Origin of the sequence: Candidatus Phycosocius bacilliformis, from assembly GCF_003112735.1 — a bacterium.
GTDB lineage: Bacteria > Pseudomonadota > Alphaproteobacteria > Caulobacterales > Aquidulcibacteraceae > Aquidulcibacter > Aquidulcibacter bacilliformis.
Genome location: NZ_BFBR01000010.1, coordinates 81,882 through 106,697, shown reverse-complemented (window position 1 = coordinate 106,697; position 24,816 = coordinate 81,882). Strand labels below are relative to the sequence as shown.

The following is a 24,816-nucleotide window of genomic DNA, read 5'->3' as shown; positions in this document are numbered from 1 at the left end:
CTGTTCACCTTCATCGGTTACACCTCGTCATCTGGATGGATTGGACAGCGGCTTAGCGTCTCGGCATGGTCGCTGCCTGGCCAATGCGGCAGAAGACAGGGATGGATTTCATGACTGCCGCTGAGTCTTCGCCTCAAAGCGTCAGCTGCATCTTGCCCCGCCTTTGCCCCCCTTGAACTTGGACGATCATGGTCGGGCGCTGGTGTGATCTCTTTGATACTTGGCCACGGCTTGAATGCGCGCATCAGTGAGCTGGAAAGTGTGGCCGCTCCTGGAAGGCTCGATAAGAACATTGCCGCTAGGGTGTTTTCTATGCCTTCGCCGACGAGAATGTGACTTGTCTGCTTTGCTGCAAACCGAACGCTGCACCCAGAGAGGTTTGGCCCTAATAGCCTCTTCTGAGGCTCAATTGTCGCCTTTTTTCCGGCAGTATCGAGGTAAGTGATATGAACGCCGGCAAATGCGCCAGATGGGTTTTGGACGGCAGCAAGCATGGCAGGATGGTACGTTGAGATTCGCAGATACGGGTTGGCCGGAACGCGATCATGAAATCGTAGGACTGCTTGTGAGCGGATGAGGTGTCTGGGCAGGGATCTATGCAATACGAGGTAGGTTTCAGCCAGCGTATCTGAAATGGCAGTGGCACCTTGCCATAAATTAAGGCTAATTTTGAGCTTTGCCGCATCGAGAGCGTTTTGCGTGCGACTTGCATGTTTTGTCGCCGAAGATTCCGGAGCTTTTACGATATGTTTTAAGTGATTTTCGCTTTTGAGCCATTGAAGTGCTTCAGCTTCGTTACGGCAGTTGGTTTGGGCCATGATAAGCTGGATGATACCCCCCCCTTGCCCGCTCTCATGGTCAAACCAGATCCCGCGTGCCGCATCGACGGCTAGAGATCCCCGCGCGCCATACCGCCACTTTGTCCCCTTGGTTAAATGGGGTTTTGGGTCTCCTAAAAGGCTTCTTACGATTTCCGGTGTTGGTGTATTGAGGCTTCTCAGTGTCATGAGGATTGCCCTTAGCTTTGTCCACGTCCTGCGACGTTAGATTTGGATGGTTGTGATAGTGTCGCTCGCAATGATCAGCGAGTAGAGAAGGGTGATGTCTAGTTCATTGCCCAGCTGCTTGAGTGTTAAGCTGAACGATAAATCTGCCTTCGAGGGTGTTGTGTCGCCTGAAGGATGGTTATGAGCAATAATCATCTGGGGCGCACCTAATAGGATTGCCGTCCTCATGATCTTTCTTGCTTCGATTGCGACAAAATTAGGTCTGTGATTTGTAGTCACTTCTTCATGCAGAAGTCCGAATCTTGCATTTAGATAAAGGATGACCATGCACTCATTGCGTAGTGATCCTATCTCGGCTTTGAGATATTTCACGACTTGGCTGTGGCATGACAATATCTCGCTTGAAGGGTTTATTGACGGCGGGGGAGATCTTTTTATCAGCTTTTTCACCGCTTTTAGCCTGTCAATCTCGCGCTCGGATAGCCTGTGGTGTTTCAGACTGGCGGCCCACGGAAATGCGAGAAGGCCATCCAGAGTAAGATGCTCGAGCATGCTACAAGCCCTGCTTAGCCTTTCTCTGGGCGTTGGATCATCGAGAAGTTCTGCTAACGCCATGATGTCATCGTTTGATGGCGCATTCGCGTGATGTTTAGGTTGCTCTTCTTGGTCGGGGATTATGCTCAAAAGCTCCATGATCAGGCTGCTTCTTCAATAAGTTCATCGTCGTTAGCAGGTGCTTCACCGATCGTTTTCATGAGATATTGCGCGGCTTGTTCTGCCAGATGAGAGGCGGTGAGGAAGCTTGTTGGACGGTCGGTCATTAGCTTTGACCAGGAATCCAGATAGGAGGCATGGTTTTCCATCACGCTCTGATTTGGGGGAATTCCTAGCCAATAGGAGGCTATGATGCTTCCCAATTCGGCGACCAATTCTTCATAGGCGTAATAGGTTTCGCCGCTGGTCCATTTCTTCTCTTTAAGCGCTTGGCGGCGGCCGGTGCGATGGTTTGCTCCCGTTGCATGGATGAGTTCGTGCAATTCGGTTGCAAACGCGTCCTGTAGCGTATGGAAATCCGCTGCTGGTGGCAGACAAATCAGGTCTTGCGCTGGACTATAGTAAGCGCTGTTGCCGACGATGCGGGTGATTGGAAACCGGTCCAGTTTTTGCCGAAGAGCAATCGCTTCGGCCGTAACTTCGTGGGCTGTTTTGTCGTTTGCGAGTGTGGTCGGATAGAAGCTCGATGGTAGATCCTCGATCTGGTCGGCGTTGAACACCGGATATGTTTTATAAAAGCGGCGTATATCCATCTCACCGTCTGACGCTTCTGGCTTTTCTTTGACTGATGTTGTCGCCAAGAGAGCGTGGCAAGACTTTTCGCCCTTTCGAACCTGGCCGCCGAGCTCTTGGGCTTGTTTGTAGGTCAGCCAATAGGGTGAGCTATGTTCAAGGTTCTTTAGCATCAGCCAGAAGCGGTTGCTTCCGGTGAATTCTACCCCATTGTGGCGCAGGGGCATCCCCGTTAATCCCGTGCCCCCATCCCATGGCTTCACCCAAGGACGCGTGCCAGCCTCCAGCAAGCCGCTAATTGTGGAAATGATGGCGGCGACAGAAGTGTTCAACATGACAGGTCTCCGGTGTCTGGTGAGTTAAATTCAGACACAGTCATGCGCCCGCGGGTTTATTCGTGCGGGGCAATGACAGGGTCAGTTTGGATAGAGAGAAGGTTTTGGTCCGAGCCTGAGTTTAAGACATCTTAGGACCGTCCGAAGCGCGCAGCCTCGGCCTCGGCAGATTTCGTTTAGGCTTTTGGCTGTTTAGACTAGGCGTAGAGTCCGTGGCTGTAGCCAAGTATCCCAGTGGGCGGCAACTGGTTCAACACCCACAAGCGTCGCCCAATGTTCTGGAACTCGCTCGCCAGTTTTCGGGGCGAGGATCACAGCATGAACCCCGTCTTCGTCTTGTTGTTTGAGGGTCGAGTTTGGGGCAGATTTAGCAAAGGTTTCAAGATCTTTTCGCGCTAGCTTTGGGCTAATCGAAAAATAGGCACTCAGGGCATGCGTGCTTACACATCCGTATGCGCGGACGTGATCTTGAATCCATTGTTGTCGTTGGTGCTGAAACCAGTTGTTTGCCATGAGCAAACTCTATCAAAGGCTTTGTGATCCTTCAATTACCAATTAAAAGAGATTTTTCGAATTCTATCTTTGGGTGGACCGACAGCCTTAATAGAAATTCGACTTTTTTGCCTCGACATGGAGCGCAATTTCGCTGTTTTGATCCGCGGCGTCGCCTGGTTCTGCTGGGTCTTCATCGACAGGTACGGGTTCGTAGTTCCAGCTTCGGGCGTAGTTTTTTAGCGGCTCTTTGGCATCTGTTTGGTTTACGAAGCGATGAAGCGCGTTGCGGTTGGCATGCCAGGTGACGGCTGTACTTTCGCCCATAGTCCTTAAGTAGTTCAGGAATATTCCGTAGGTATTGAGAACGTCTCCGAGGCAATAATCGCGGACAGCTTGGATCCCCTCGTCGGCAAGCTGCTTACTTACTTCTGACCCATGACCACCGATCTTGCCAGGATAGCCGCAAGCTCGCGCCATTGCGTCAAGAGCTATGTTTCGCGCTGCGCCATAGTTAGATAATTGATCCATGAGGTCCATGTGCCGGTCCCCATATCGGTAGAGATAATTCTCATAACGATTGTGGGTCCAGCATCCGGCTGTTTGAATTCCTAACGCTGTCGATCGAACGATCATAGCTGGGATATCAAATCCCCGCCCGTTGTAGGTGATTAAGGTTGGTTTGCTCGAGTCGAGATAAGCCCAGAATTTTTTGATAAGTTCGGCTTCGGTGTCTTCGGGATCACCGATGCAGTCGCATTGCATAGGTTCCCATCGAGATGTGTGGCCTTGGACTTTTTGTGCCCTTAGGGCCCCGATGCAAACAACTTTGTGAAAGGGTAGAGGTGGAAAGATTGTCGGATCGAAGTCAGGCCCAATCAAGTCTGGGTCTGGGATCGTTTCAATGTCAACGACGAGGACGGGTGAGCGCATAGGATTTCCTTTTAATCTCGTTGGATGCTGGCGATCGGGTAAATGGTAAGCAGGGTCGACAACACAGGTTCTGGGTTATCCCAAGGGATGAAATATCGGCGTTTGAATTCGATGATTTCACTGAATGCGCCGATTTTGGTGAGCCGTTCTGCCATATCCACATTCGCAGTCCTCACCTCGATCCTTGCCTTGTTCGCGACTTTGGCGGTCTTAATCGTGGATCCGTCAGTCAGAACAATGATAGCAGATTTGTCTTTGATCTGCTCGCAAAGGCTTGCGGGGGTATAGTCGGTCACTTTGCGCTTGCCCATGACTTGCAAGAGCGTTTCGGCTTGGGAATCTGGGAGAAGACGTCCTAGCCAAGTTGACCCGTCATTGCAGCGGACGCGGCGGATTTGCATTCCTTCATTTGGAGGAAGGAGCTTCCAGTATTCCATCAATAGGCCCGTTAGGAGATGGTAGCTTTGTTTGCGCATTTTGGGTGAGTTATCGATTTCGTCGGTCCAGGCATTTGCCCAAACGCTGGGAGCGGCATCTTCCCAATGCGTATCGGCATATTCATGCTTAGGTATTTCGCGGCGTTCGGTTGGCCGGATAAGTCTGAACGTGGGGACGCGAACGCCTTCCACGAGCCAGTCATCGCCCGGTATCAAAAGTCCGGCCCGTCCACTGCGTTGGTTTATGATATAGCGGGCACCTGCTACTCGGTTGTAGCGGGATCGGGCTTCGTCCAAAGACATTGGCTTTACGGGGGTTTCGAGTGTCACAGTTATCAGGTTGGTAGCCGCGCCAGTTCTTGGGTCAGTGGAGAGGGTTTCTTGGCTTTCAAGCTCAATAGATGGTGCGACGAGGTCCTCCATTCCTTTGTCCAATACCCCTGCTGCTTCAGCCGCCCGAAGACGGGCTTGAAGGTAGGAAAGGAAGTGGCCAAAGATCGTGTTTTGCTGCTGGACCGGTAATGCTAGGATCCGTGCTAGGAACCGGTTGAGCGGGGGCAGATCCTCCCGTATGCTGCCGTCATCTGTTGTGAGTGACAGGTTAAGCAGACGTTCGAAGTTTCCGCATGTGATTGGCGGAGTGTAATATTCGCCTTCAGGCCAGTCCGTTGGCTTACCCAAAGTCCCGTTCGCGATCGCTTTATAAAAGGTGTTAAGTGCTTCGCTTGTATAGGGGCCCTGAATTGCGTCTTCGGGCTTGAAAAGATTTTGACCTCCAGTACGGCGTTCCCCCCGTGTGGCAGCACCGAGCTTGTCGAGGCGTTGGGCTATCGTCGCTGTAAATCGCTTTTCGCCTTCCAGATTCGTGGTTACCATGATGAAGATCGGCGCACTTGATTGATTGGTTCTGTTAGAGCGACCAAGACCCTGGATTGCGGTTTGCGCTTTCCAGCCAGCCTCCAATAAGAAGTGGACGCGTCTGCGTTGATTCTTGATGTTTTTGTCCGCGTGGTAGCTGCGGCCTGTTCCGCCAGCGTCAGAGAAGATCAGAATCTGTTTGGTGTCTTCGGCAAAAGCGTTTGCATCAGACAGGCTAGACGAAGGGGGCCGACGTTCGACCATAAGCCTGTGGCCACGTTTGATAACTCGTTTTGAGCGGCCTGTTATCTCAGCGACTCGGTCTGTGCCAAAATGATGAATTAGTTGATCTAAGCCGCCCTTTAGACTTGGAAGTGATGCAATCCGTTCGATTAAGTCATCACGAACTTGCACTGCATGATCAGAGACAAGTGGTTGGCCGTCGATTTTTACCATTGTGGCGGTTGGGGCACCTTCTTCGCTGTCATCTTCTTCATAAAGATGGATTGGAAAACAGGCGTTCAGATAGTCTTTGATATATTCGGTTGGCGTGGTGTCGATTGTAAGGTCAGACCATTCGGCGGGTGAAAGCTCTTGGAGCCTGCGGCTTAGAAGGGCTTCATTCGTCGATACCAATTGGATGATGCATGCGTTGCCAGCTGCCAGTTCCGCTTCGATACGAGCAATTAGGCTTGGCGTTTTCAATGATTGCAACATGTGGGCGAAGAAGCGCTGTTGGGCGCTATAAAAGGTAGAGAGTGCTGATGCTTTTGCCTGTTTTGAGAGGGCCTTTCCGCTTGATGTGGTGATCCCGAGATGTTCGAGGACCTCATTTAGATTATCGAGAACAACACGCCAAGCGTCGGCCCAAGCATCGTAGATCTCGATGTCACTTGGTGTTAATTCGTGGGTAAGTTGCTCATATTCGACGCCTTCGAAGCTGAGGTTTCGAGCGGTATAGGAGCCTAAACTATAGAGATCGCGGCAAAGGATTTCCAGTGCGGCGACGCCACCTTGGGATATTGTGGTGACAAATGCTTCGCGGGTTGGAAACGGGGTTTGAGGCGCGCCCCAGATGCCCAAGCGTGCGGCATAGGCGAGATGTTCTACTTCTTGAGCGCCAGTTGCGCTGATATAAACGACACGTGCGTTTGGGAGTAGGTTTTGGAGGCTTAGGCCCGCGACACCTTGCTGGGATGCGCCTCGCCCGCGTAACCCATTGCCGCTGCTGCCGCTTGCCGTGGCATTAGCAAGCGCGTGAGATTCGTCAAAAAGAATAACGCCATCATTTTCTTTTCCGAACCATTCTGTGATTTGACGAAGTCGCGATCTGCGTCCTTCTCTTTCCGCTTGGCGTAAGGATCCATAGGTCGCAAATAAAATACCGCGCTGGAGAGGAATCTGGTCGTTTGCGGACCACGTTGACAAGGGTTGTACGTCTTCTGGAACGCCTCCTAATGCCGTCCAATCTCGGCGGGCATCTTCGAGTAGTTCGCTGTTTTTGGATATCCAGATCGCTTTGGTGCGGCCTTTACACAAGTTATCGAGGATAATTGCTGCTGCTTGGCGGCCTTTACCCACGCCCGTGCCGTCACCGAGAAAATATCCGCGTCTGACCAGAACCCCTTGATCAGTCGCGCTAAACTCGATTTCAGTAGGCTTGTCTTCATTGATGATATAGCGCCCGGGCAGGTATTCGCTGTGTGCTTGGCCGGCATAAATTAGAGTTTCGAGCTGAGGATCAGATAAGAGCTTCTTATCGGTGACAGTTTTGGGCAGTTCGGGCACGTAAGTCGCAATTGGGGCAGGCAATGACGCCATTGCGGCTGATTGAACCAAAGCTGAAGGATGCTCGACAGAATGCGCTGGTTTGATCCTGCTTGGTTTATAAGCGGCATAGATAGCCGAACTGGTAGCTTCTGGCGCATCCCATTCCTTCGTGGAGTAGTCAATTTTCACAATGTTGTCGGGTATAGCAAACCGGGTACGGCGTTGCGCTCCCATTCTGGCTCTGAGGAGCGGGCTCATGGGACGTTCATCGGTTTGAACAGGCTGAGCGGATTCGCGTGCGGGAAGGCCCATCAAGATGTCTGCGGCTTCTTCCCAACTCGTGGGGGCAGCGATTAGGGGGCTGTCAGCTTCTGAGACTTTGTCAAAGATGATGAGATCTGTCGGTGCTGAAGTACCCGTTTTTGAAAATGCGGTTTGGGGTAACTGTAGGATTGCCCGTGGTTTGCCGTAGTCGCGGAGGGTTTCAGTTATCTTCTTGCGAGAGGCATCAGAGGAATAGGTGATGGCTGCCATGCGACCGCCAGGGGCCAGCGCGTCGAGAGTTGCCAGTAGATGCCGTTCTATTTTGGTGAAAGGGGGGTTGGTGATTGCGGCGGAGAATTGTTTTCTGTTGGGGTGTGTGTGGTTGATGAGCGTTCCATCTAGGTTTGTTGCTTTTTGATGCATGAGTGCGCTTACGATCGCATTGCGGTTTTCGCCGATTTCATTGACGAGAACTTTTGCACCCAGAATCGAAGGAATGATCGCAAGCAGGCCATTGCCCGCTGAAGGTTCTAAGATGAGATCGCCTAGGGTTGGCTTCAGGCCGATTGTCGCCAAGGCTGCCACTGTCAAAGGCGTTGAGAATTGATCAAGAGCAACTTGTTCATCGGATCGTTTGGTTTGAGTTGGTACACGGCTCATCAGCTCATGGAGCCATTCTAATGTTGGATGGGGATTGGTTAGGATCGAAGCGACCATCTCGTCGTTGCGGCGAACGGTCATGGCGAGCGCCATTTCAACCGCGTCATATGCGTCGCGCCAGTGCCACATGCCGTCTGCGTCGGTTCCCCCTACATTATCAGTCATGAGCTCGGAAAGCAGGGTTGTGGTGATCACCTTGCCCTTTTGGAGGGTAAAAGCCAATTGCGTGGCTGTGGCGATGATGCCCGCGGTGCCGTTTTGCTCGGTGAGGCTACTGAATAGCGGTAGTGACATGGAACTCTCCTTTTTCTCACCTGAAGGGTGAACCCTCGCCCTCGAGATGAAGGACAAAAAAGAGCCCGCCTGGGGTGTCCGGGCGGGCTCTGTCAGCTATTCTTGAGGGGTAGTTACGCGGCTTCAGTCGCTGCTAATTCATCATTGGCGGCGGTATTTTTATCATTGTCCAAGTCGTTGTCCGGTTCCACCTCATCGGGCACGACGGGCTCCGCCGGCTTGGCCATCGCCTCACGGATTTTTGCCAGTTGATGGGTCGTTGGCAGCCAGCGCTTTTCGGCCGCTTTTTCCATTGCATACTGGACGAGGTCTGTTTTCTTGGCTTTTGGGTCAGCCGGTACAACGTCGAGTTCGCTAATGAGCTCACGCAATTGAGCACTTGTGAGGCGCTTGAACCAAATCTCATCGGGCGTCCAGATGGCGGTAGGGTTGGTATCGAAATTCTCCGCCAGAGATGCTGCAGTTTCATATGCTGCTCCGCGCAGAGATCCCGAAAAGGCAACCGTTGCGTCGACTGAATTTGCCACGATCAAGGCAAAATACCCAAGGCGTGTTGCAGCGCTTTGTTCGGTGAAGAAGGGGATCAGGCTTGCTTCGGATTTCCCGCAGACCGAATTGAGTTCGTCCAAAGTCGATTGCGGGATGATTTCTGGCAAGTCGCCGCCGTGACGGCTGTCGGCCAAAGTTGTTGTGATATTGAGGAGCGAGCGGGCATCTTCGGTTGAATAGGTTTTGCGAGCTTTAGCCTTTTCAACATCGGTAAAGCGATCGGTTGGCAACATGTTCAACAAACGGAAGTAGCTTGCAGCCAAGAAGCCGATCATCGCAGCTTGTGGGGCTTGTGCTAGATCGAGCGCATAAAGCCTACTTGCGATTTGGCTGTCGGCTTGGGCGCGGCTATTGGGTAAGCCAGCGTGAATTGAGACTGATTTGGGTGCTTGGGTATTTGGCGAAACACCTGGCGCATCGGTTTCTTCGCCTTCTTCTTGGGGTCCGGCGAAAATGATATCGTAATGTGCACTGTACCCGGAGTAACTGCTGTTTGTTACGATGATGTGTGGCCGGTCTTCATCGCTGAAGAGGGTGGCAGCGGCTTGGATAGCGCGTGCGTATTCAGACCAAAAATGGTCAATTTCTTCTTGGGTGCTGTTTACATTTGGCGGATTTAGTTCGTCGTTGATCGCAAAGAATTCATTTTCAATCCCATCGTCTGGATCGGGACGATAAAATTGACGTTCGCGAAACTCGTCTTCTGTTTGACGCGTATGCATTACGAAACGTGTAAATCCGGCTGCTTTGGCGGCTTCATCCACTTTGGCGATGCGTTCGAGATAGAGGCTGGTGGCTAAGCCCAGATTATCGATGTAGTCATGGTCTGACGTAAAGAGGTCTGTGCTGACTGTTCCTCCGGCGTCAGTATACGCCTTCATACCAATAGCTAGGATAAGTGGGTTGCGTGGGCTGATCCGGTCTTGTTGGATGATGTTCCGGATTTGGTACTCGTAGATGTTACCGTCGACCACGCCTTGAGCTGTTTTGGTGCGCGTTTCTGGGTCTTGAATACGTGTCAAATCGCGCAGTGTGTTGATGGTAACTTTGCCGGTCGTGAACGCATCCAGGGCCACTTTGGGCAGGTTCGCCAAGGCAATCATTTGTGGGATTGCACGAGGGTCAACGCCGATTGCGCTGGAGATCCGCGCATGTGTGTCATGATTTTTGGCCATTCGGGCGACGGCGGTCCATGTTTCAACTTGGGTGAACGGGATATGCGCTTCATTATCTGCAATAGCTGCAGCGGCGATGTCAGTTTCATGACCAACCGCAAGCAGAATGGAGATTGGATGGCTTGGCTCGATGATACCTGCATCCTGCAGACTTTTGAGAGCTAAAAATCGCCGCCGGCCGGCAATGATTTGAAATTCTTCTTTTTCCTTGCCGCGCTTGTTGCGAACGACAAGGGGTTGGATAAGGCCGAGTGTCGCGATGCTTTCAGCGAGATCGCCGATCCTGCAATCAGATTCAGCTTTGGCACGAGGGTTATCTGAGGCAACAGCGAGATTTTCAAGAATTGTGGTGGATGAGGTGAATGTGATGGTTTGAGTTGCTTGTTTTTTCATGGGCGAGAACTCCTTATCTCGCCTGTCTAACGTCTGCCTCGCCCTTGTTTTGTCTAGGTATAAATTAGGTGTCCTCATTCAACATGAGGGCGACAGTTGTAATCACAAGATGGAGACTTGTGTCTTTGTCACTATCTCGATCACGGGCTAGGTGGCCGGAAACACGCGCGAGGATTGCGTCTTTCGGGTCTTGGGTAGGCCCGATGGCGGCAATGGCTCGAATAGGGCTTTGGTCATGCATCAGCCATGGCAGCGTCATACGTCTGAAAGGGTCCCCTCCTTGGCTTTTTATCTTATTGGTGATGTGGAGATAGCCCATAGCAAAGGTGTTTTCAGCATCGAGCTTATGGATATAGATGCGCCCCTTTGCCGCAATGTGCGCATGTTGTCGGATTGGGCCAGGGTCACGCGCTGTGGCTGCTTGCCAATGCCGGATGGGTCCGAGTAGGCGCGTGGCAATATCGTTTGCGATTTCGTGTGGAGGTCGTGATGTTGAGAAGCTCGGCGCATGGGCATGGGTTAAGGGGTCGGCGTGGTCAAGACTTTCAACGCTGGGGCCAGCTACAGCGATGATATTTGTACCTGCAGGTTGGGATAAAGTGAGTCGGATAATGGTCCCTTTTGGATCCTTGAGAAGCGCAATCCCCTTGGTATTGGCCTCAAGCATTTTCCAGCCTGGCTCTGGCATAGCCGTACAGATTGCTTGGGCAAGGGCAGGGAGATCGTGTTTCATTAGTGTCTGGTTTGGTTAGCAGGAGCCTGAGTGGGAGTCGGGAAGGCCATGGCTGCCAGTTGTGCGAGCGGCAATTCTGATGTGTGCAAGGTGATGCTGATTGCCTCGAATAGTTCTTCAGGGCTGATCTCCGTGGGATCTGTATGATCAATCATGGGCAATAGATCTAGGCACGTCCAACTCAAAGGTTGGGCATCGCGAATTTGGTTAACCCATTCACGAGCGCCTGGCGTCTCGTGATCGAAATGGGCTTGCATAAACGCCGTTTCGGGGTCGATTGTCAGGATAACACCCTCGGGCGGCTTGCCGTGGATACCAGTCAGAGCGAGATACCAAGTCGCGGCCAGCGTGAGTTTGTGCTCGATCGGCCAGCTATTCACTTGTTTGATATTGCGGCTCAGATCTCGGCTATAGACGACTGCTTGGGGGTTTTGGGCAAACAAGGGCGCTGTGGCTTTTGTTGGGGTGATAAAGGCACGTAAGGCTGGCATTGGCAGGTAAGTCTTTGTCATGGTCAAACTCCTGCTATTAGATTCGCAAGTCTCAATATGCGCGTCAAGCAGAAGTATGAAATTATTGAAGATGCCGTTTAAGTTTTGAATGGCACCATGACGCCCGCTGCCTCGACCTCGGCTATTCGTGCTTCTCAGCTAAAGCTTGCATTGATTGATTGGTATCTTTGCCGGTTAGAATTGATTGCACAATGGCGTCATCGATTGAGCTTAGGTCATCCCAATAGATGTCAAGCCACATCATGATAGCGCTCACATCTTTCTCGGTTCGAGTAGGCTTTAATGGTTTTGAGCAAGACCTCACAGCATTGGCGAGTAGATCCCGCAGGTCACGGCCGGTATCTAAAGTTAATGGCTGATGACCATAAGACATGATGACCTCAAGTAATCGTTTGCACTGGTCAATTTAAGGAATCGATTTAGCCATCTGTCAACTATAATTTCATCTTGTCGTTGAATTTGTGAAAATTAAGTGCACCTAAGGTATAGAATTCGCGTATTTGGGGAATTTTGACGCCAGAATTTCGGGTTTTAGGCATAATTCTGCAAGCCGAATGCCTCTATTTGAGTTGTCAACCAAGACCAGATCAGGTCCTCGGTTTAGTAAAGAGAATCCTTGCTGTTCGAGAGCTTCTCGAATATTTTTTTGATCTTGATTTTCAATCGAGTGATCAATAGCCGCTTTGGCGATGCGATAGACATCGGGCGGCATTTCGACGGTTGTTCTCGGGCTTCTAAATGGTCGCTCGAATTGTGTTGGCAAAGTCAGCGCATTGCGCGCTCGCGTCATAGCGACATAGAGAAGATTGGTTTCTTCAGAGATTTCTTCGGGTCGTTCATCATAGTGAGATTCTGTAGCTTCACTGGGTGAGAGGGCATCTGATCCAATACTGATCCGGTCGGCTTCGCGGCCCTTCATAGCATGGATGGTGGTAAGAGTGAGGTCGGCTTCGCCGGCAGGCTTATTGCCTTCGCTAATCTTACGCAGCGCATCATTGATATGTTCCGGTGGTATGATGGAAAAAACCTCTGAGGCCCGTTTGAGGTCAGGCGAGGCGCTATACTCAGCTGAGGTGACGAGTTCTTGCCAGCTTCGGTGACGCTTCAGGGATTCTGTCCGGATCGATTGGGGCCTGCCTAACTTAAGGGCCGCTAGGTCTCGTAATAGGGCGGCGTGGCCGTTAATATTGCCCTCGATGGTCATGGTCCTGTTGGCTTGGCTTTGTCGTAGGGCTGCCATGAAGAGACCGGCGCGCGTGCGGGTAATCAAGGTCGATTTTGGGTCTGGCTCATCGTCAAATCTTACGCAACCATCGATTCTAGTTGTCGTGATGGGCGTTGTTGGTGGAGTTGGATGCCAAGTTAAGACATAGTTCGCCCAGTCCACTATCGGCTGCCCAAATCGGTGCGTAACTGTGAGCTCCATGACAGTGCCAGAGAAGCCGTCTAGCGCATTCTTCGCGCCTCGAAAGCCGTAGATGGCTTGCCATGGATCGCCAACCCAGATGTGGCGTGCATGATGTGCGAGTCTGATAATGGCTGTTGAGACGGGATTAGAGTCTTGCGCCTCATCATAAAGGATGGCGTCTTCGCGTGGCTGGCCGATAAGTCCCATACAGAGATGGATGTGGAACATTTTGAGATAATGATCATGTGTGGGTGGCAGTAGCCCATTCATAATGTCTGCCCACATGCGGCGGGTTTGAATAAGGATAAGATCTCGTAGACCAGCGCTTGTAGATCCTGGCAGGTCTGTATGGTCTGGATGGATCGCCGTCGTGCCGGAGTGGCAGAAATTTGTAAGCGTGGTGTCGATATGCCGGGCAATCAGGGCTGCATCCATCTCTTTACCATAGCCATGGAGGGAGAGGATTTGGACGATTTCGGCCGGTGTGTAGCGTTGATGGATATTCTCGCCCTTTAAGCCCAAGCTATGAAAGGCCAGTGCATGGAGTGTGGTTGGCCGAACATTGCGGCCAAACCTGTTCTTGGCTTCGGTAATGAGCGCGCGGTTAAAGCCATAATAGCGAAAGGTTGTTTTGGGGTTCGCCGCAGCGATTAGGGCCAGTGTCGTGGTCTTTCCAGTCCCTGCTCGCGCGTGCACAGCTAGGCTGTCGCCTGGCCCCATTTGGGCAACATGGTCCATGATTTTGAGTTGTTGGTCGGTCGTGCGCATTTTTGGCCTTGCAATTTGGTCTCATCCTCTGTGATAAAGAGCAATGCTCAATTTACAAGATGGGGTTGGGGAAAATCGATGGCGAACCTAGGGGGCTTAAGTGGAGCTGGGGGATTGGTCGTAGGCCCGCCTGGTTGGTCTGGCGTGGCAGCCGGTCGCAAGCCCAATATCTCTTTGGTGGTGCCCGTCTATAATGAGGCTCAGGCCATTGAGGCTTTTGTCACTGCCGTCCGCGACGTCTTTGCGCAACTGCACGCAAGCTTCGAGATCGTTTTTGTCGACGATGGCAGCATCGACGGCACGGCCACTGTCCTTTCTCATCTTTGCTTGCGGGTTCCAGGTCTTGTTGTTGTCAGGCTATCGCGCAATTTCGGAAAAGAGGCGGCCATGACGGCTGGCTTGGATTATTGCACGGGTGACGCGGTCGTGCCGATCGATGTGGATCTCCAAGATCCGCCGGAAGTCATCGGTGACTTCCTCGAAGTTTGGAGCCGTGGGGTCGATGTCGTTTATGGTGTGCGTCGCGAACGTCATGAGAGCCTAGGTAAGCGAGTGATGGCTCAACTTTTTTACCGAGGATTTAATGCGATTGCGGTGCGGCCGATTCCTGTCGATGCTGGTGATTATCGCCTTATGGACCGGCGCGTTGTAGATGCGTTGAGATCTTTGAAGGAGCGAAACCGCTTCATGAAGGGTTTGTTTGCTTGGGCTGGTTTTCGCTCCGAGAGTGTGGTGTTTGATCGTCCTGCCAGAGTAATGGGTGTCACCAAATTCAATCTGTCGCGTTTGATATCTCTCGCCATGGACGGCGTTGTCGGATTTTCGACATTACCCTTGAAAGTGTCATCGGGTTTGGGTGTTCTGGTAGCTCTTGCAGCTGTCGCCATGATGTTGTTCATAGTCGTGAGTGCGTTGTTTTATGGAAATCCTGTTGCTGGGTACCCATCCTTAATGGCTGTTTTGCTTTTTCTGGGTTCTGTCCAATTGATGTCGCTAGGCGTCATTGGCGAGTATTTGGCAAGAATGGTTTCTGAAGTTAAGGAGCGCCCGACTTATGTCGTTGAGGCGGTTGTCGCATCAGAAGTCGGAAGCATGGCGACCCCGGCTTTGACTGTTTCCTGATCATGTTTCATTGCTTGAAGCGCGCGTCGGAGCGTCAGGAAGAAGATGATTGATGCGAGGGGCCCACCCGAATGGATTAGGCCGTTAATGCTGCCACTTTCCCACATCAGAAGTGGAAAGAGCGGGGTAATTCCGAGCAGGCTTGCGATGCGTAAATCTTGAATTGCGGTCGATCGCGTAAGGACGATGACTGCCGGGACAATTAGAACCCAGTCATAGAACATCGTGTAGGGTGAGACAGTCAGTGCCCCCGTTGTCAGAACCGCCAAACGGATATGGGGGCAGAGCGACTTTTGGAATACAAGTACAATTGCTGTGATTGCCACAGCGGCCGAGAGGATTTGAGCGCCATAGCCGAATGCTTTTTGCCCAGTCAGATTGGTTACAAAGGCATACCAGGACGTGAACGGGCCCCCTAGGATTTCTTTTGTAATCCGGCTTGGTGCGTCGATAAGGGCCGAAATCCATGCTCGCCAAGGATCCAGACCTTCATGTATCAGACTTAGGATGAGCCATAGGACGATTGTTGAGCCAGCAATAAGACCTGTTTTCCACGCCCGTGCTCCGATAACCGCGAATGGTAGTAGGACGCCAAAATGGGGTTTGAACCATATAAGCCCCATGGCTGTGCCTGAAAGATGTGGTCTTGCGTTTATATGGGTTGTTGCAAGCAACATTAGTACGGCGATGAGAGCACCGGTTTGACCATAAGCAAGATTGATCAAAAGTGCAGGGCAGGCCAGGGCTATTGCGATGACGGGTGGGTCGGTTTGATTGGATGGAAATGTTCTACACAGAGTGACAAGGAGCCAAAGTGCTGGTCCTAAAAGCCATATAAGGGCGCCAATTCCATAGGGCAGGAGCGTCAGAGGGGTAAGTGCGAGGCTGGTGGTGGGGGGATATTGCCATGCAAAATATTCTTCTTTGCCGAAGGCTTCTTGGAAAGCTTTGAGAAAATTCGGCGTGTCATAGGCTTGGGCGGTCTTAAACTGAGCGGTTTGTTCAGCTGCAAGCCAGAATGCTGCCCAGTCTGCGCCGATTGGCTTGCCGTGGATCCCAAGGAGCGGAGTTTGTGGCCATTGGCTTAAAAGCGGTAGACCGAAGGTTAGAAGGCTTAGGCCCGCTGCAGCCCACAGAAATATGTGTGGCTTTGCTCTTTGAAAATATGCGAGGCAGACGATGACCAGGCAAGCGATTGTCCAAATGGTTGGAAGCGTGTTTTGAAGCGTAACCAAAGTCATGCCGGCATCTCGTTCCTAGAGGGCGAGTTCGCGAGGTGTCAGCGGTTTAGTTCGCACAAACTTGAAGACGATTCGGCGGTGTTCTTCGCACCAGGACGAACTGGCGCTGGTTGGTTCGCCGCACAACAGATATGGGGCTTCGTCGCTGTAGCAATATCGACAGCTATTGCGGCTTAAGTGTTCAAGTAGTCTGGCTTGCGGCGGCGGCGGAGGAGGGTCCTTTGGACGAGGGAGCTCTTTTTCGGTTGGTTTAGGCTTTGGCTCTGGTTTTGGCCTTTTTGCGAGGATTTCTCCGTAGGCATCTTGAGCTAGACTAGCCCGCTTCATGGCTAGATACATATGACTGTTCATTTGCCCCCTGAGCTTAGCGCGGGCATCATGGTTTTGGCGTGCGCGATGAAGGTGGCCTTGGACGGCGCTGCGAGAGATATTGGTCGCTAAAGCGATTTCGGTACCGCTTTTGCCTTCACTCCACATCCTAAGAACTTTCTCGATCAGGCCGACTTGCTTGGTCGTCATGGGGGTGTATCCTTCCTTAATGGCTTGCCTTTCTGGCAGCGCCTCGAACTAGGGTTGGCGAAGATACCGATCTTAAAACGAGCATTGCTCTTTTCTGGGGCATAATGCTAAGGAGTCAAGACTGTTCGCGTGTTTAGGAGGATTGGCATGAAAAGTGGTCTGGTGAATTTTTCAGATCTCGTTGGCCTGACGCGTCATTTCGCGGCTTTTGTTTTGGCCCTAAGTCCGCTGGCGCTTTGTACTTCGGCAGCTTATGCGCAGGCACAGCCGCCGTCCACTTCTAAGTCCGCTGTTCAAGCCCCAGTTGCCAATTCGGCTCAGCCTCAAAGGTCTGTGGCTTCGTTGGAACAGGAGGTTTTGATGCTGCGTGAGAGGGTCGCTCTGCTTGAACAAAGGGTCCAAAATTCCGTGCGTGCCCCGCTGGTTATAGATTTTCAAAATCGTTTGCCGAAGAGCGGTTGGATTTATTCTGCGCGTGGTCGTGGCCACCAAGCATTGGACGAAGCTGTCACGCGCTGGTGCCAAACCTTGGGCTACAAGGCTGGTCAGTCTTTGTTGGCAGATGAGATTACCCCGCAAACTCTCATTATGTGCTTCGACCCGCCCCCCGAGCAGAAAAATCAGTAATCGTTGAAACGTTTCGCTTGCGAAACATTTTCGTTCGTGATTCCATTTTGCCTCAAGAGCGGGGGCCTCGATGGCGGAATTGTTTAGGTTAGAGACGGCCGCAGCAGTGCGGCTTTTTGAGCATCATATAAACGTCAGCGCGATCAAGGATTTGACCATTTGCGCCGATGAAGACGGGGGACTGGAGCGGCTATTTTCGCGGATTGGCGGGATCAATGGCACGTTGGAGGCTATTTGGTGGCAACGACCAGAGATGCCCAGAGCTGACCGCGTCGCGTGGGCCGACGTTTTGGTCACACTCCATCACCCTGCATCCATAGAGATGTGGCTAATGGGACTTGGGTCACGGTTTGCTCGCTTGGGTGGTGCTCTCATAGGCTCGGATATTTGCGTAAATGTGTTTGGACGTGGTTTGGAGCGTGAGGGCTTTAGGACGACCAATTTTGCCAGTCACGGATAGAAAATTTCTTGTAGAGATAGCTGAGTGATGCCCTAGTTTGAGGCGAGGGGCACTTCAAAATACCCTTCAACGTTCGCATCGTAACCGCATTCCTGACATGTAATCATGTCGTGTACATCCGACATGATCCATTCTTGCTTGTCATTGTCCCATTTGGCGGATGCTTCGGCGCAGACATCGTCAGAGCCGCAAGAGGGGCATCGATGTGTGATTTTTGTCATGTGAGTCCTTTCAGCCAAGTTGCTGGCATGGCTCGGTTGGGCCCTGTTCGGCTTCGAACAGGAGTTGTGGATTAATGGAGGGAAGTGTGCGCTTTGGATTGGGTGCTAGCTTTTATTTTGAGCTTCAGCTGCCGCCGTGCCTAATGTCGATCCTCTTGGGACCAGTTTTACGACGCCGGTCGGTAGTTGAGCTAAAGCCAAGCCCATTGTTGCACGTTCATGGGCTTTGCTCATGAATCCGTTGAGTTGGGCTTCGTGATCGTCAGCCGAGGTGCCAATCTCGATTACATTGGGCTCGCCATATTGCGTTTTGAGATCGTTATAAGCTGCTACCAACGTGTGTGCCTTGGTTATCATTGCTACAATTAACTGGCGCGCCCATTGCGTTGCTTCATCTGGGGTTCAGATCGTCCCGATGCCCAGTCCTCGATTGTGGGTAAGGGCAGGTCAAAGTGGTGTGCAGCCTGTTCGTAGCTGACATTTGAGGTGGCAAGATAGGCTGCAAAGGGGGTTATGATGTCTCGTTTGCCTTGGCGATTATCAGACTCAGGTTAGCTAGTGAGGCATCGTGGTCAAGATTCATGCGTGCATTATAGCTTTCCCGAAGAACGTCTATAACTTTCTGGTTCACTTGATCGCCATTTTTGACGATTGTTCCCTCGAGCCATAGCAGCGGTATTTCAACGCCAAATCCGTCGACAAATAGGCATGCTGTTTCAGTCGGCAATCGCATTTATTTCGCCTCCAGATTTCAATAGGTGTTTGTGTGGCGCGGTAATGGTTAGAAGACAGCGGCTCGGAGAATTATTTTAAGACTTGCTGCTGATTTAATAAGCAAAAGGGAAGTTGCTTCTTCTTCGGTGTTTGCGAGAGGTCCCCACCCATAATCTGGACCGTTGGGGTTGTTCTTGAATCTGGCTTTGAAGCCCGTACCCTCTATTGTCCCTTCTACTTGCTCGGTCGTTGTTTGCCCATTGGGACCATAGTTTGTCCAGGTTCCTTGGGAGGTTTCGATTTCATTAAGGGTTTCGGCTAGGTTGGCGCTGTTAGTAACTAACATGGATTTGAACCCGTGGTTGTCGAGTTGGTTCTGAAAGGTTTGTAGAAACTGAATTTCTACTTAAATATGCCCTATTTAAGGCTAACGGCAATACCTAAAAATACTTTGGGTTAAAATTGTGATCTCACAGTGATCAGGTGAGTTCTTAAGTTGGGTTTCTGTTTGTTTCGGTGGCATTTTAGGCACAAACCAGCATTTTTTGGTTTCGTCCCAACGGCATCCCCATGTTTTGAGAATGTGGCTCGACCGCTCGTTGTCGATATGACTAGTTATCGTGACGCTTGGCATTGGTCAGATCCCTTTGGCCGTGACAGAGAACTGGTTGATGGCGGGGACTTCTGACCGGAGATTTACAATTGTGATTGTGATCGTGAGGTGTTCGCCTTTGGGCAATAAATGGCTGAGTAAATTGACCAATATGTCGACATTGGCTCCATTTTCATTGCAAACAAGGGTTGGCACGCCTTGGTCGTCTAGGATGCGCCATGGGAATCCAGCCTGGGGTGGCTTTGTTGAAAGTTGCGCCAACCCTTTGCCAATGTGCTGCTTCAAGATAGCATCAGCGTCCATGATTGGGTTTGCTGGCCCTGGCGAAAGTTCATGCTCGAGGGCATTGCAGCATTCGGTGAGGACATGAGGGTCAATGCTCGCGGGCAGGGGAGTTGCACTATAGTGCAGTGTTGAGGTTCGAAGACCGTGCCCGATGTTGGCTTCGCCGAGGTCGGTCCAATAGATGCCTGACGCCGTAACGCGCACACCGCCGCCATCATAGGAATCGAGGCGTAGTTTGCTGCCGTAATAGACCCATGTGAGTGTCCATGTTTCTCCTGGGGGCAAAAGGCGGCGGATGATCTCGGCCACCAGTTCGATGCCTGAGACATTATTGTCGGCATAGATGGTGGGTCTGGCGCCATTGACGGCCATTTCTACGAAGAATTCCATCCCATTTTCGAAGGAATGGCCTGCAGCGATGAGGAGTTCGTCGGGCGTGGTTCCCAGATAGTCTTCTGTCAGTTGGATGGTTGTGTCGCTGATCTCTTCATCCTCGTCTTCGATGCGGTAAGCGTCTAAGAGGGATTTTAGAATGTGGGGGTTGATGCTGAGCGGAACTTCAGCAATGGCGTGGCAGTATAAATCCATGTGTAACTCCATGGCGATTGTGTGTGTTCAAGAGGGTTGATCGAGACAAGCTGGCTCACCCGGATGCGTCGTAGACACCGGCGTTTCGATCGGATGCGAGCTAGTTTTGAAAAATCTAAGGATCACAAATCCAGTGGGCCCTTGGCCTTGGTCTATGATGTGTGGGCCTTAGTTTGACGAGACGGTGTTTATCTGGCGGCGGGTTCAGAGAGGTTGAGGGTTTTGGCGCATAATTCTGCGGCGCGCTTTCCCGTTTTAAGCGGAAAGAGCCAAGTTTGGGATGTGTGAGAAAGCACGGCCCAACGATGTGGCCTGCGGCCGCGGTAGATTCCGGCGCTAAATCGCATGATTTCTTGGCCTTTTTCATAGTTTTTGGTTGGATTGGGCAAAAAGATATGGGCCGCCTGTCAGTCCCATTCTGTGTCCTGATCGAGCTTTATTTCTGAGTTTGCGTCACGATAGCCCTGGTCATAGTCGGTTTGCAGATTCGAGGACTGGTCAGCTATGGTTTGCTGACCGACACCATTGAAGGCGTCGGTTCGGCCAGCATAATAGGCTTGATTGGATTGCTCTTGGCTCATGATTGGGGTCCTTGAAGGTCATCTAGTTGTGGCGGAGGGCGTTTCTAGGGGTTGGCCCACTCAGTCCTGCTAACGCCCCAATGGAAATCTGTGGTTTTGAAACGACCGCTTTGGGTGACAATCTCAATGATTTGGTCAAGTTCGGCATCACTTGCCCCCATTTCCCAGATGAATTCGGCAATTTCTTCATGGCCGTTTGCGACTTTTAGAATTGCTTGCATGAGTTCGACGGAGGTGTTTCGAGCCTCTGCTGTTTGAACAAAGTTAGTCATGTAAACCTCGAGAAACTGCAAGCGTGAAGCGGACCAGGCTATTTGTTCGTGCTAAATAGAGTGTTTGAGTCTTGTTTTAATCAGCCAACTTGCCTGTGGCTGTCGATTTCGGATCCATCGTGCCCCGATCCTTTACCATCTGCCTTGACCTTGATTACCGGGCGCGAGGACTTTTTTAGCTTAGTGGAGTTCGGCGAGTGTAATTTGAAGTATGTTGGCTGTGTAGCGTTTTGCGTCTTGACTGATCCAGTCATCATGCTTGGTTGCCAGTTGAAACTGGCAGGCTTCGAGCAAGAGTTCATCAAGACGGCATCGTCAGTTCGCACTGCCTCTTGCCCGCACGGCGCAATGCTATCAGAAGTTTGGCTTCGGAAACCCGCTAAACGGCCGACGTTCGCACCGCCCAACAATGCGGAAGTAACTGCCACCAAGCCCGGTAGATATGGAGACCATTTCGTGCTCACCAGTCAGTCGATTGATCTCATTGCTCACAAATGTGCGATTAGATCCTAATTGCTTTTGTTCGCTAAGAAGAACCAACCGTTCTGGCGCAATTTCATGGATGCTGAACGTGCGCTCGCAATGGTCCCAACACCATCGTTTTGCGCTTAGGTCAATTCGAAATCCATAACTGTGGGGACTTTCCGGACCGTTTACTTCGGTTTGTCGTGTCCCTTTGCAAACTAGATCAAAGCTCTGGGCGAAAGAGGGGCTCGATATGAAAACCAATACCAAGCCAAATAGTCCGTTAATCAATCTCATAAAAAAAGGCTAACGTGCCGGAAGAAACTAGTCAATCTGACAGGCCAGAAACGATTCCTCCTGTGGGAGGTTTTTCCAGAAACCAGCGAATGCTTCGGAGACAAAGTCGTAAATGTCGGATGGGCCGTGGTCGTGGAACTCTGCATAGTGCCAAGCGCTTTTATTGGCGGGCAGGAGGAGGGGGTTGGACAAGAGGCTTAAGTGCCCGCTGCCGTTGCTCCAATTATGCCACCCGACCAGACCGCCTCGACCTTGTGGCAGACTGCTTGCTGGCGTGATTTGGCTATCCAAGTTGAAATCGTGGCTAAGGAGGGTGAACAGGTCTGTCTCAAAGATCACGCATGGGGTTCCGCCATAGCTGGCATTTTCAACCGCATGATAGAGCTCGCGATAGCTGACCGCGCCTGAGTTTTTGGTGATGATGTTTTGAGGCTCTCTGAGCGCTTTTGCCCAATTTGACCGATTCTCAGCGGCTGTTCTGGGTGAACAATAAGAGCTTGGCTGCCGGTTTGCGACATCGACGCCATATTGGTTCAAGCAATGGGTTCGCCAGTTCTTTAGGCTATAGCCAAGGAGGGTGAATAGGGCGACAAATGGTTCAGTTGGGACCATATTATCGATGCCCGATGTGACATCGATGTGTTCGCTTTCATATTCGGTTGGTGACCAGCCTTCAGGGATTTCGGGCACATAGGCCAAGCGTAACCGTGTGTGTGGATTTAAGTTCTCGATGTCTTGCTGGTGGCGTTTTTGATATTGAGCCTTGATACGGGTCAGAGGATCCATGGCAGCAGTCCTGTTAGGCAGCTTGTGGGAGGGTGGGTTGTGCTCGGGCGATGGTTTCTTCGAGCGTTCGGCCGCTAATGCTGAGCGTGTGGCCATTTCTGGTTTCGCAAGCGCGATATTTTTCGAAGAGTTCAGGGTGATCACGGGCCGCGCGTGCGAGATCTGATGGAGAGGCATAGATGCAGAATGGGCAGCTGAGACGTCGATAGCCACGCTCGTAGGCATTGTGAGGCTGTTGGCCAGCTGAGCGTATGGCTTCAAAGACTTGTTCTTCGCTCCAAAGATGGATGGGGTGCCAGGTGAGGGCTGTCCTGCCGGCTTTGGAAAGGATTTGATCGAGTTGCACTTCCGGCTTTTTTGCCCGCGAGGAAGATTCTTCAGCGCGTAGGCCAAGAGCATTGATCAGAAGATTATTGAATTGTGGGTTGTCACGCATGAAGGCGCGGAGAGTAGTGGCGATTGGGCTTCGTTTTAGATCGCTTGTGCAATAGCGTTGGCGCATGCTTGGCCATTTGCCGCGGCGGTCGACGAGCTCGAGCAGGGTTTGCTTTGCTCGTGTGGTGACCAGTGGCAGATGAGGGTGTTGGGTGCGAATATGGTCAGCGGCATCGGGCCAGTCTGCATCTGGCAGAATTGCGTGGAAGATGACTAATTGCTCGGCCGGCACATGGCGTTCCAGATAGACCGTCATGGCTTGGCTATCTTTGCCCCCAGAGTGATTGATGGCAACCAAGGTGCCGCGATGAATGAGCTGGGCGATTTCGTTGGGGAAGATTTGGTCCATGAATGCCCCTGCGCTTATCTTGGTGAGTGGCTGAGTGGGTTGAGGCTTGCGATTTATCGCTGGCTCTTGTCTGAGGCGCGGCCTCGCCCTCGAAATCCCGCTTCTGAGTGGGGCCGGACTCTTTCAAAACGGGCAGCTTGTGGTAGTTTGCGTTAGGGATCGTTACCCGAAGGGCCGAGACGGCGCAGCTGGCTCGGTGAGCGCCTCTGGCGCGAATAGAGCCCGACCCGGCTTTGAGCCGGGGACGCCCGCAAGAACCCATGCGTAAGGCTGGATTTGGCTCATCGCATCTGGATTCTGCGAGCTTTAATGGACGATTCAGAGGCCAGAATGGCCTTGGGACTCTTGGAGGATAGATTATTGGCTGAGCAAAAGTGGGTCATTGAAAGGCTTAAACGAGAATTTGATCATTTCAACGAGAAGCTGGCCCAGCTTGATCAAGCAGATTTAGTTTTACCCTTGGCCCTGATTTTACCTCAAAGCATGGCGGCGATCGCACAAAATTTTCCGACGATAGGGGAATTTTCAAAACAAAAGGGCGAGAAGATTTTCCAGTCGGAGATCTATCAACGCGTCGGCGGAGCCCGACTTGCGGGGTTGCCCAGATGGTTGCTGGTGCAGATTCAAAACAAAACCTTCGGCCAGAGTATTTACAAGTTAAGACGGGGAAACGAGCCTGGCGAATGGCGGCCCAGGGACATGGAGTTTGCGTGGCACAGAGCCTGCGACGAGATTTTGAAAGAAGAGGGCGCGCATAAATGGCTCGATTTGCCGGTTCGTGCTTTTCGTATGAGTGAACGGGCCAACAGGGCGCTGCAGGGGCATATCGAGGGATTGATTACGCTGAGACAGATCCTTGGGATTTCCTACAGAGATCTGAAGAAGGGCAGGGCAGTAGGGTCAGGCTGTCGAGGGGAGTTTTTGGCGATTGTTGAGGCGTGCCGGCAACTGGCGCGCGAGCAGAGTGATTTTTGCCAATGGCGTCATCCGCTTTTAAGGCCGGTATCGACGCAGGCTGCCGTGATACAGGCGGTTTCGGTGCGAAGGGAAGATTGGGTGCGGCAAACAGCGTTCCGCAACCGGATTGAGACACTGTTTGAGTGGACATGTCGGGATCTTCAGCACAATCACGGCCACTGGATTTACCAGCACGAGCTGGGAAACGCTGCTAAGGAATTCAAACCCTTGTTTGACTTTAAGGACTTGTTTGAAGCAACCGGCAATCTCGGCGAGCTGACGCGCCAGAGCCATTATCAGGATAAGCAATTTGAGGGGGTTGGCCCTGCAGCGCTATTGGATCTTACCGAGTTTTTGATCTGGTGCCGGGATATGCGCCAACCGAGCACGGTAGCCCACGCGGCCTAAA

General features: G+C 51.8%; 23 protein-coding genes. 4 read left to right on the top strand and 19 right to left on the bottom strand.

Annotated features, from left to right (window positions below; genetic code table 11):
• Nucleotides 1–17: 17 nt before the first annotated feature.
• The 11 genes from PbB2_RS15915 to PbB2_RS14175 form a co-directional block, all read right to left on the bottom strand.
• The gene (locus tag PbB2_RS15915) at nucleotides 18–1,007 is read right to left on the bottom strand and encodes a DUF7146 domain-containing protein (protein ID WP_133245836.1); all 990 of its coding nucleotides are present in this window, start codon (nucleotides 1,005–1,007) and stop codon (nucleotides 18–20) included.
• A gap of 36 nt (nucleotides 1,008–1,043) precedes the next feature.
• Entirely contained in the window at nucleotides 1,044–1,700 is a 657-nt protein-coding gene (locus PbB2_RS14220; RefSeq protein ID WP_108986054.1) for a JAB domain-containing protein, read from the bottom strand.
• Nucleotides 1,701–1,702: 2 nt separating this feature from the next.
• Entirely contained in the window at nucleotides 1,703–2,629 is a 927-nt protein-coding gene (locus tag PbB2_RS14215) for an ArdC family protein (protein WP_108986053.1), read from the bottom strand.
• 192 nt (nucleotides 2,630–2,821) lie between these two features.
• Nucleotides 2,822–3,142: a DeoR family transcriptional regulator gene (locus tag PbB2_RS16500; RefSeq protein ID WP_108986052.1), complete on the bottom strand. Its 321-nt coding sequence runs from the start codon at nucleotides 3,140–3,142 to the stop codon at nucleotides 2,822–2,824.
• Nucleotides 3,143–3,229: 87 nt separating this feature from the next.
• Nucleotides 3,230–4,054 carry a 3'-5' exonuclease gene (locus PbB2_RS14205; RefSeq protein ID WP_108986051.1) on the bottom strand — a complete coding sequence of 275 codons (825 nt, stop codon included), beginning with the start codon at nucleotides 4,052–4,054 and terminating at the stop codon, nucleotides 3,230–3,232.
• Between the two features lie 11 nt (nucleotides 4,055–4,065).
• Complete coding sequence (locus PbB2_RS14200; RefSeq protein WP_108986050.1) at nucleotides 4,066–8,337, bottom strand: strawberry notch-like NTP hydrolase domain-containing protein; 4,272 nt, start codon at nucleotides 8,335–8,337, stop codon at nucleotides 4,066–4,068.
• Between the two features lie 113 nt (nucleotides 8,338–8,450).
• Nucleotides 8,451–10,454, bottom strand: coding sequence for a ParB/RepB/Spo0J family partition protein (locus tag PbB2_RS14195; RefSeq protein ID WP_192576358.1), 2,004 nt, complete (start codon nucleotides 10,452–10,454; stop codon nucleotides 8,451–8,453).
• Between the two features lie 64 nt (nucleotides 10,455–10,518).
• Nucleotides 10,519–11,187, bottom strand: coding sequence for a hypothetical protein (locus PbB2_RS14190; protein WP_133245835.1), 669 nt, complete (start codon nucleotides 11,185–11,187; stop codon nucleotides 10,519–10,521).
• Complete coding sequence (locus PbB2_RS14185) at nucleotides 11,187–11,699, bottom strand: hypothetical protein (protein ID WP_133245834.1); 513 nt, start codon at nucleotides 11,697–11,699, stop codon at nucleotides 11,187–11,189. Before PbB2_RS14185 ends, PbB2_RS14190 begins: the two co-directional genes overlap by 1 nt.
• A gap of 121 nt (nucleotides 11,700–11,820) precedes the next feature.
• Nucleotides 11,821–12,072, bottom strand: coding sequence for a hypothetical protein (locus PbB2_RS14180; RefSeq protein ID WP_108986046.1), 252 nt, complete (start codon nucleotides 12,070–12,072; stop codon nucleotides 11,821–11,823).
• 105 nt (nucleotides 12,073–12,177) lie between these two features.
• Nucleotides 12,178–13,629, bottom strand: coding sequence for a 3'-5' exonuclease (locus tag PbB2_RS14175; protein ID WP_338140624.1), 1,452 nt, complete (start codon nucleotides 13,627–13,629; stop codon nucleotides 12,178–12,180).
• A 324-nt stretch (nucleotides 13,630–13,953) separates the two neighbouring features.
• On the opposite strand from PbB2_RS14175, the gene PbB2_RS14170 reads away from it, so the two are divergent.
• Nucleotides 13,954–14,997, top strand: coding sequence for a glycosyltransferase family 2 protein (locus PbB2_RS14170; RefSeq protein WP_108986044.1), 1,044 nt, complete (start codon nucleotides 13,954–13,956; stop codon nucleotides 14,995–14,997).
• On the opposite strand, the gene PbB2_RS14165 is transcribed toward PbB2_RS14170, so the two are convergent.
• The gene (locus PbB2_RS14165; protein WP_108986043.1) at nucleotides 14,928–16,238 is read right to left on the bottom strand and encodes a glycosyltransferase family 87 protein; all 1,311 of its coding nucleotides are present in this window, start codon (nucleotides 16,236–16,238) and stop codon (nucleotides 14,928–14,930) included. The genes PbB2_RS14170 and PbB2_RS14165 overlap by 70 nt on opposite strands.
• A 15-nt stretch (nucleotides 16,239–16,253) precedes the next feature.
• Entirely contained in the window at nucleotides 16,254–16,757 is a 504-nt protein-coding gene (locus PbB2_RS14160; RefSeq protein WP_108986042.1) for a GcrA family cell cycle regulator, read from the bottom strand.
• Nucleotides 16,758–17,099: 342 nt separating this feature from the next.
• Between PbB2_RS14160 and PbB2_RS16320 the strand changes: the two genes are divergently transcribed.
• A complete protein-coding gene (locus PbB2_RS16320; RefSeq protein ID WP_145959883.1) occupies nucleotides 17,100–17,384 on the top strand; it encodes a hypothetical protein in 285 nt (94 codons plus the stop codon).
• Nucleotides 17,385–17,454: 70 nt separating this feature from the next.
• A complete protein-coding gene (locus PbB2_RS14150; protein ID WP_108986040.1) occupies nucleotides 17,455–17,844 on the top strand; it encodes a hypothetical protein in 390 nt (129 codons plus the stop codon).
• Nucleotides 17,845–18,170: 326 nt separating this feature from the next.
• Here PbB2_RS14150 and PbB2_RS14145 read toward each other — a convergent pair whose 3' ends face one another.
• The 6 genes from PbB2_RS14145 to PbB2_RS14110 form a co-directional block, all read right to left on the bottom strand.
• Nucleotides 18,171–18,401 carry a hypothetical protein gene (locus tag PbB2_RS14145; protein WP_133245833.1) on the bottom strand — a complete coding sequence of 77 codons (231 nt, stop codon included), beginning with the start codon at nucleotides 18,399–18,401 and terminating at the stop codon, nucleotides 18,171–18,173.
• A 1,015-nt stretch (nucleotides 18,402–19,416) separates the two neighbouring features.
• Nucleotides 19,417–20,265, bottom strand: a complete 849-nt coding sequence (locus tag PbB2_RS14130; RefSeq protein ID WP_108986034.1) for a hypothetical protein — start codon at nucleotides 20,263–20,265, stop codon at nucleotides 19,417–19,419.
• A 407-nt stretch (nucleotides 20,266–20,672) separates the two neighbouring features.
• On the bottom strand, nucleotides 20,673–20,846 hold the full coding sequence (locus PbB2_RS16140; RefSeq protein WP_192576357.1) for a hypothetical protein: 174 nt from the start codon (nucleotides 20,844–20,846) through the stop codon (nucleotides 20,673–20,675).
• 44 nt (nucleotides 20,847–20,890) lie between these two features.
• The gene (locus PbB2_RS14125; protein WP_108986032.1) at nucleotides 20,891–21,118 is read right to left on the bottom strand and encodes a YccJ family protein; all 228 of its coding nucleotides are present in this window, start codon (nucleotides 21,116–21,118) and stop codon (nucleotides 20,891–20,893) included.
• Nucleotides 21,119–21,907: 789 nt separating this feature from the next.
• A complete protein-coding gene (locus PbB2_RS14115; RefSeq protein ID WP_108986028.1) occupies nucleotides 21,908–22,666 on the bottom strand; it encodes a hypothetical protein in 759 nt (252 codons plus the stop codon).
• Nucleotides 22,667–22,679: 13 nt separating this feature from the next.
• Nucleotides 22,680–23,450, bottom strand: a complete 771-nt coding sequence (locus tag PbB2_RS14110) for a phosphoadenosine phosphosulfate reductase domain-containing protein (protein ID WP_108986026.1) — start codon at nucleotides 23,448–23,450, stop codon at nucleotides 22,680–22,682.
• Between the two features lie 360 nt (nucleotides 23,451–23,810).
• Between PbB2_RS14110 and PbB2_RS14105 the strand changes: the two genes are divergently transcribed.
• On the top strand, nucleotides 23,811–24,815 hold the full coding sequence (locus PbB2_RS14105; protein ID WP_133245832.1) for a hypothetical protein: 1,005 nt from the start codon (nucleotides 23,811–23,813) through the stop codon (nucleotides 24,813–24,815).
• Nucleotide 24,816 lies beyond the last annotated feature (1 nt).

Bases quoted from the DNA above. Each gene is read 5' to 3' on its own strand.
- PbB2_RS14205 (WP_108986051.1), bottom strand. From the start codon at position 4,054: ATGCGCTCACCCGTCCTCGTCGTTGACATTGAAACGATCCCAGACCCA.
- PbB2_RS14215 (WP_108986053.1), bottom strand. From the start codon at position 2,629: ATGTTGAACACTTCTGTCGCCGCCATCATTTCCACAATTAGCGGCTTG.
- PbB2_RS14190 (WP_133245835.1), bottom strand. From the start codon at position 11,187: ATGAAACACGATCTCCCTGCCCTTGCCCAAGCAATCTGTACGGCTATG.
- PbB2_RS14115 (WP_108986028.1), bottom strand. From the start codon at position 22,666: ATGGATCCTCTGACCCGTATCAAGGCTCAATATCAAAAACGCCACCAG.
- PbB2_RS14185 (WP_133245834.1), bottom strand. From the start codon at position 11,699: ATGACAAAGACTTACCTGCCAATGCCAGCCTTACGTGCCTTTATCACC.
- PbB2_RS14165 (WP_108986043.1), bottom strand. From the start codon at position 16,238: ATGACTTTGGTTACGCTTCAAAACACGCTTCCAACCATTTGGACAATC.
- PbB2_RS16140 (WP_192576357.1), bottom strand. From the start codon at position 20,846: ATGAGCCAAGAGCAATCCAATCAAGCCTATTATGCTGGCCGAACCGAC.
- PbB2_RS14220 (WP_108986054.1), bottom strand. From the start codon at position 1,700: ATGGAGCTTTTGAGCATAATCCCCGACCAAGAAGAGCAACCTAAACAT.
- PbB2_RS14180 (WP_108986046.1), bottom strand. From the start codon at position 12,072: ATGTCTTATGGTCATCAGCCATTAACTTTAGATACCGGCCGTGACCTG.
- PbB2_RS14130 (WP_108986034.1), bottom strand. From the start codon at position 20,265: ATGGATTTATACTGCCACGCCATTGCTGAAGTTCCGCTCAGCATCAAC.
- PbB2_RS16500 (WP_108986052.1), bottom strand. From the start codon at position 3,142: ATGGCAAACAACTGGTTTCAGCACCAACGACAACAATGGATTCAAGAT.
- PbB2_RS14125 (WP_108986032.1), bottom strand. From the start codon at position 21,118: ATGACTAACTTTGTTCAAACAGCAGAGGCTCGAAACACCTCCGTCGAA.
- PbB2_RS14160 (WP_108986042.1), bottom strand. From the start codon at position 16,757: ATGACGACCAAGCAAGTCGGCCTGATCGAGAAAGTTCTTAGGATGTGG.
- PbB2_RS14150 (WP_108986040.1), top strand. From the start codon at position 17,455: ATGGCGGAATTGTTTAGGTTAGAGACGGCCGCAGCAGTGCGGCTTTTT.
- PbB2_RS14195 (WP_192576358.1), bottom strand. From the start codon at position 10,454: ATGAAAAAACAAGCAACTCAAACCATCACATTCACCTCATCCACCACA.
- PbB2_RS14200 (WP_108986050.1), bottom strand. From the start codon at position 8,337: ATGTCACTACCGCTATTCAGTAGCCTCACCGAGCAAAACGGCACCGCG.
- PbB2_RS14110 (WP_108986026.1), bottom strand. From the start codon at position 23,450: ATGGACCAAATCTTCCCCAACGAAATCGCCCAGCTCATTCATCGCGGC.
- PbB2_RS14170 (WP_108986044.1), top strand. From the start codon at position 13,954: ATGGCGAACCTAGGGGGCTTAAGTGGAGCTGGGGGATTGGTCGTAGGC.
- PbB2_RS15915 (WP_133245836.1), bottom strand. From the start codon at position 1,007: ATGACACTGAGAAGCCTCAATACACCAACACCGGAAATCGTAAGAAGC.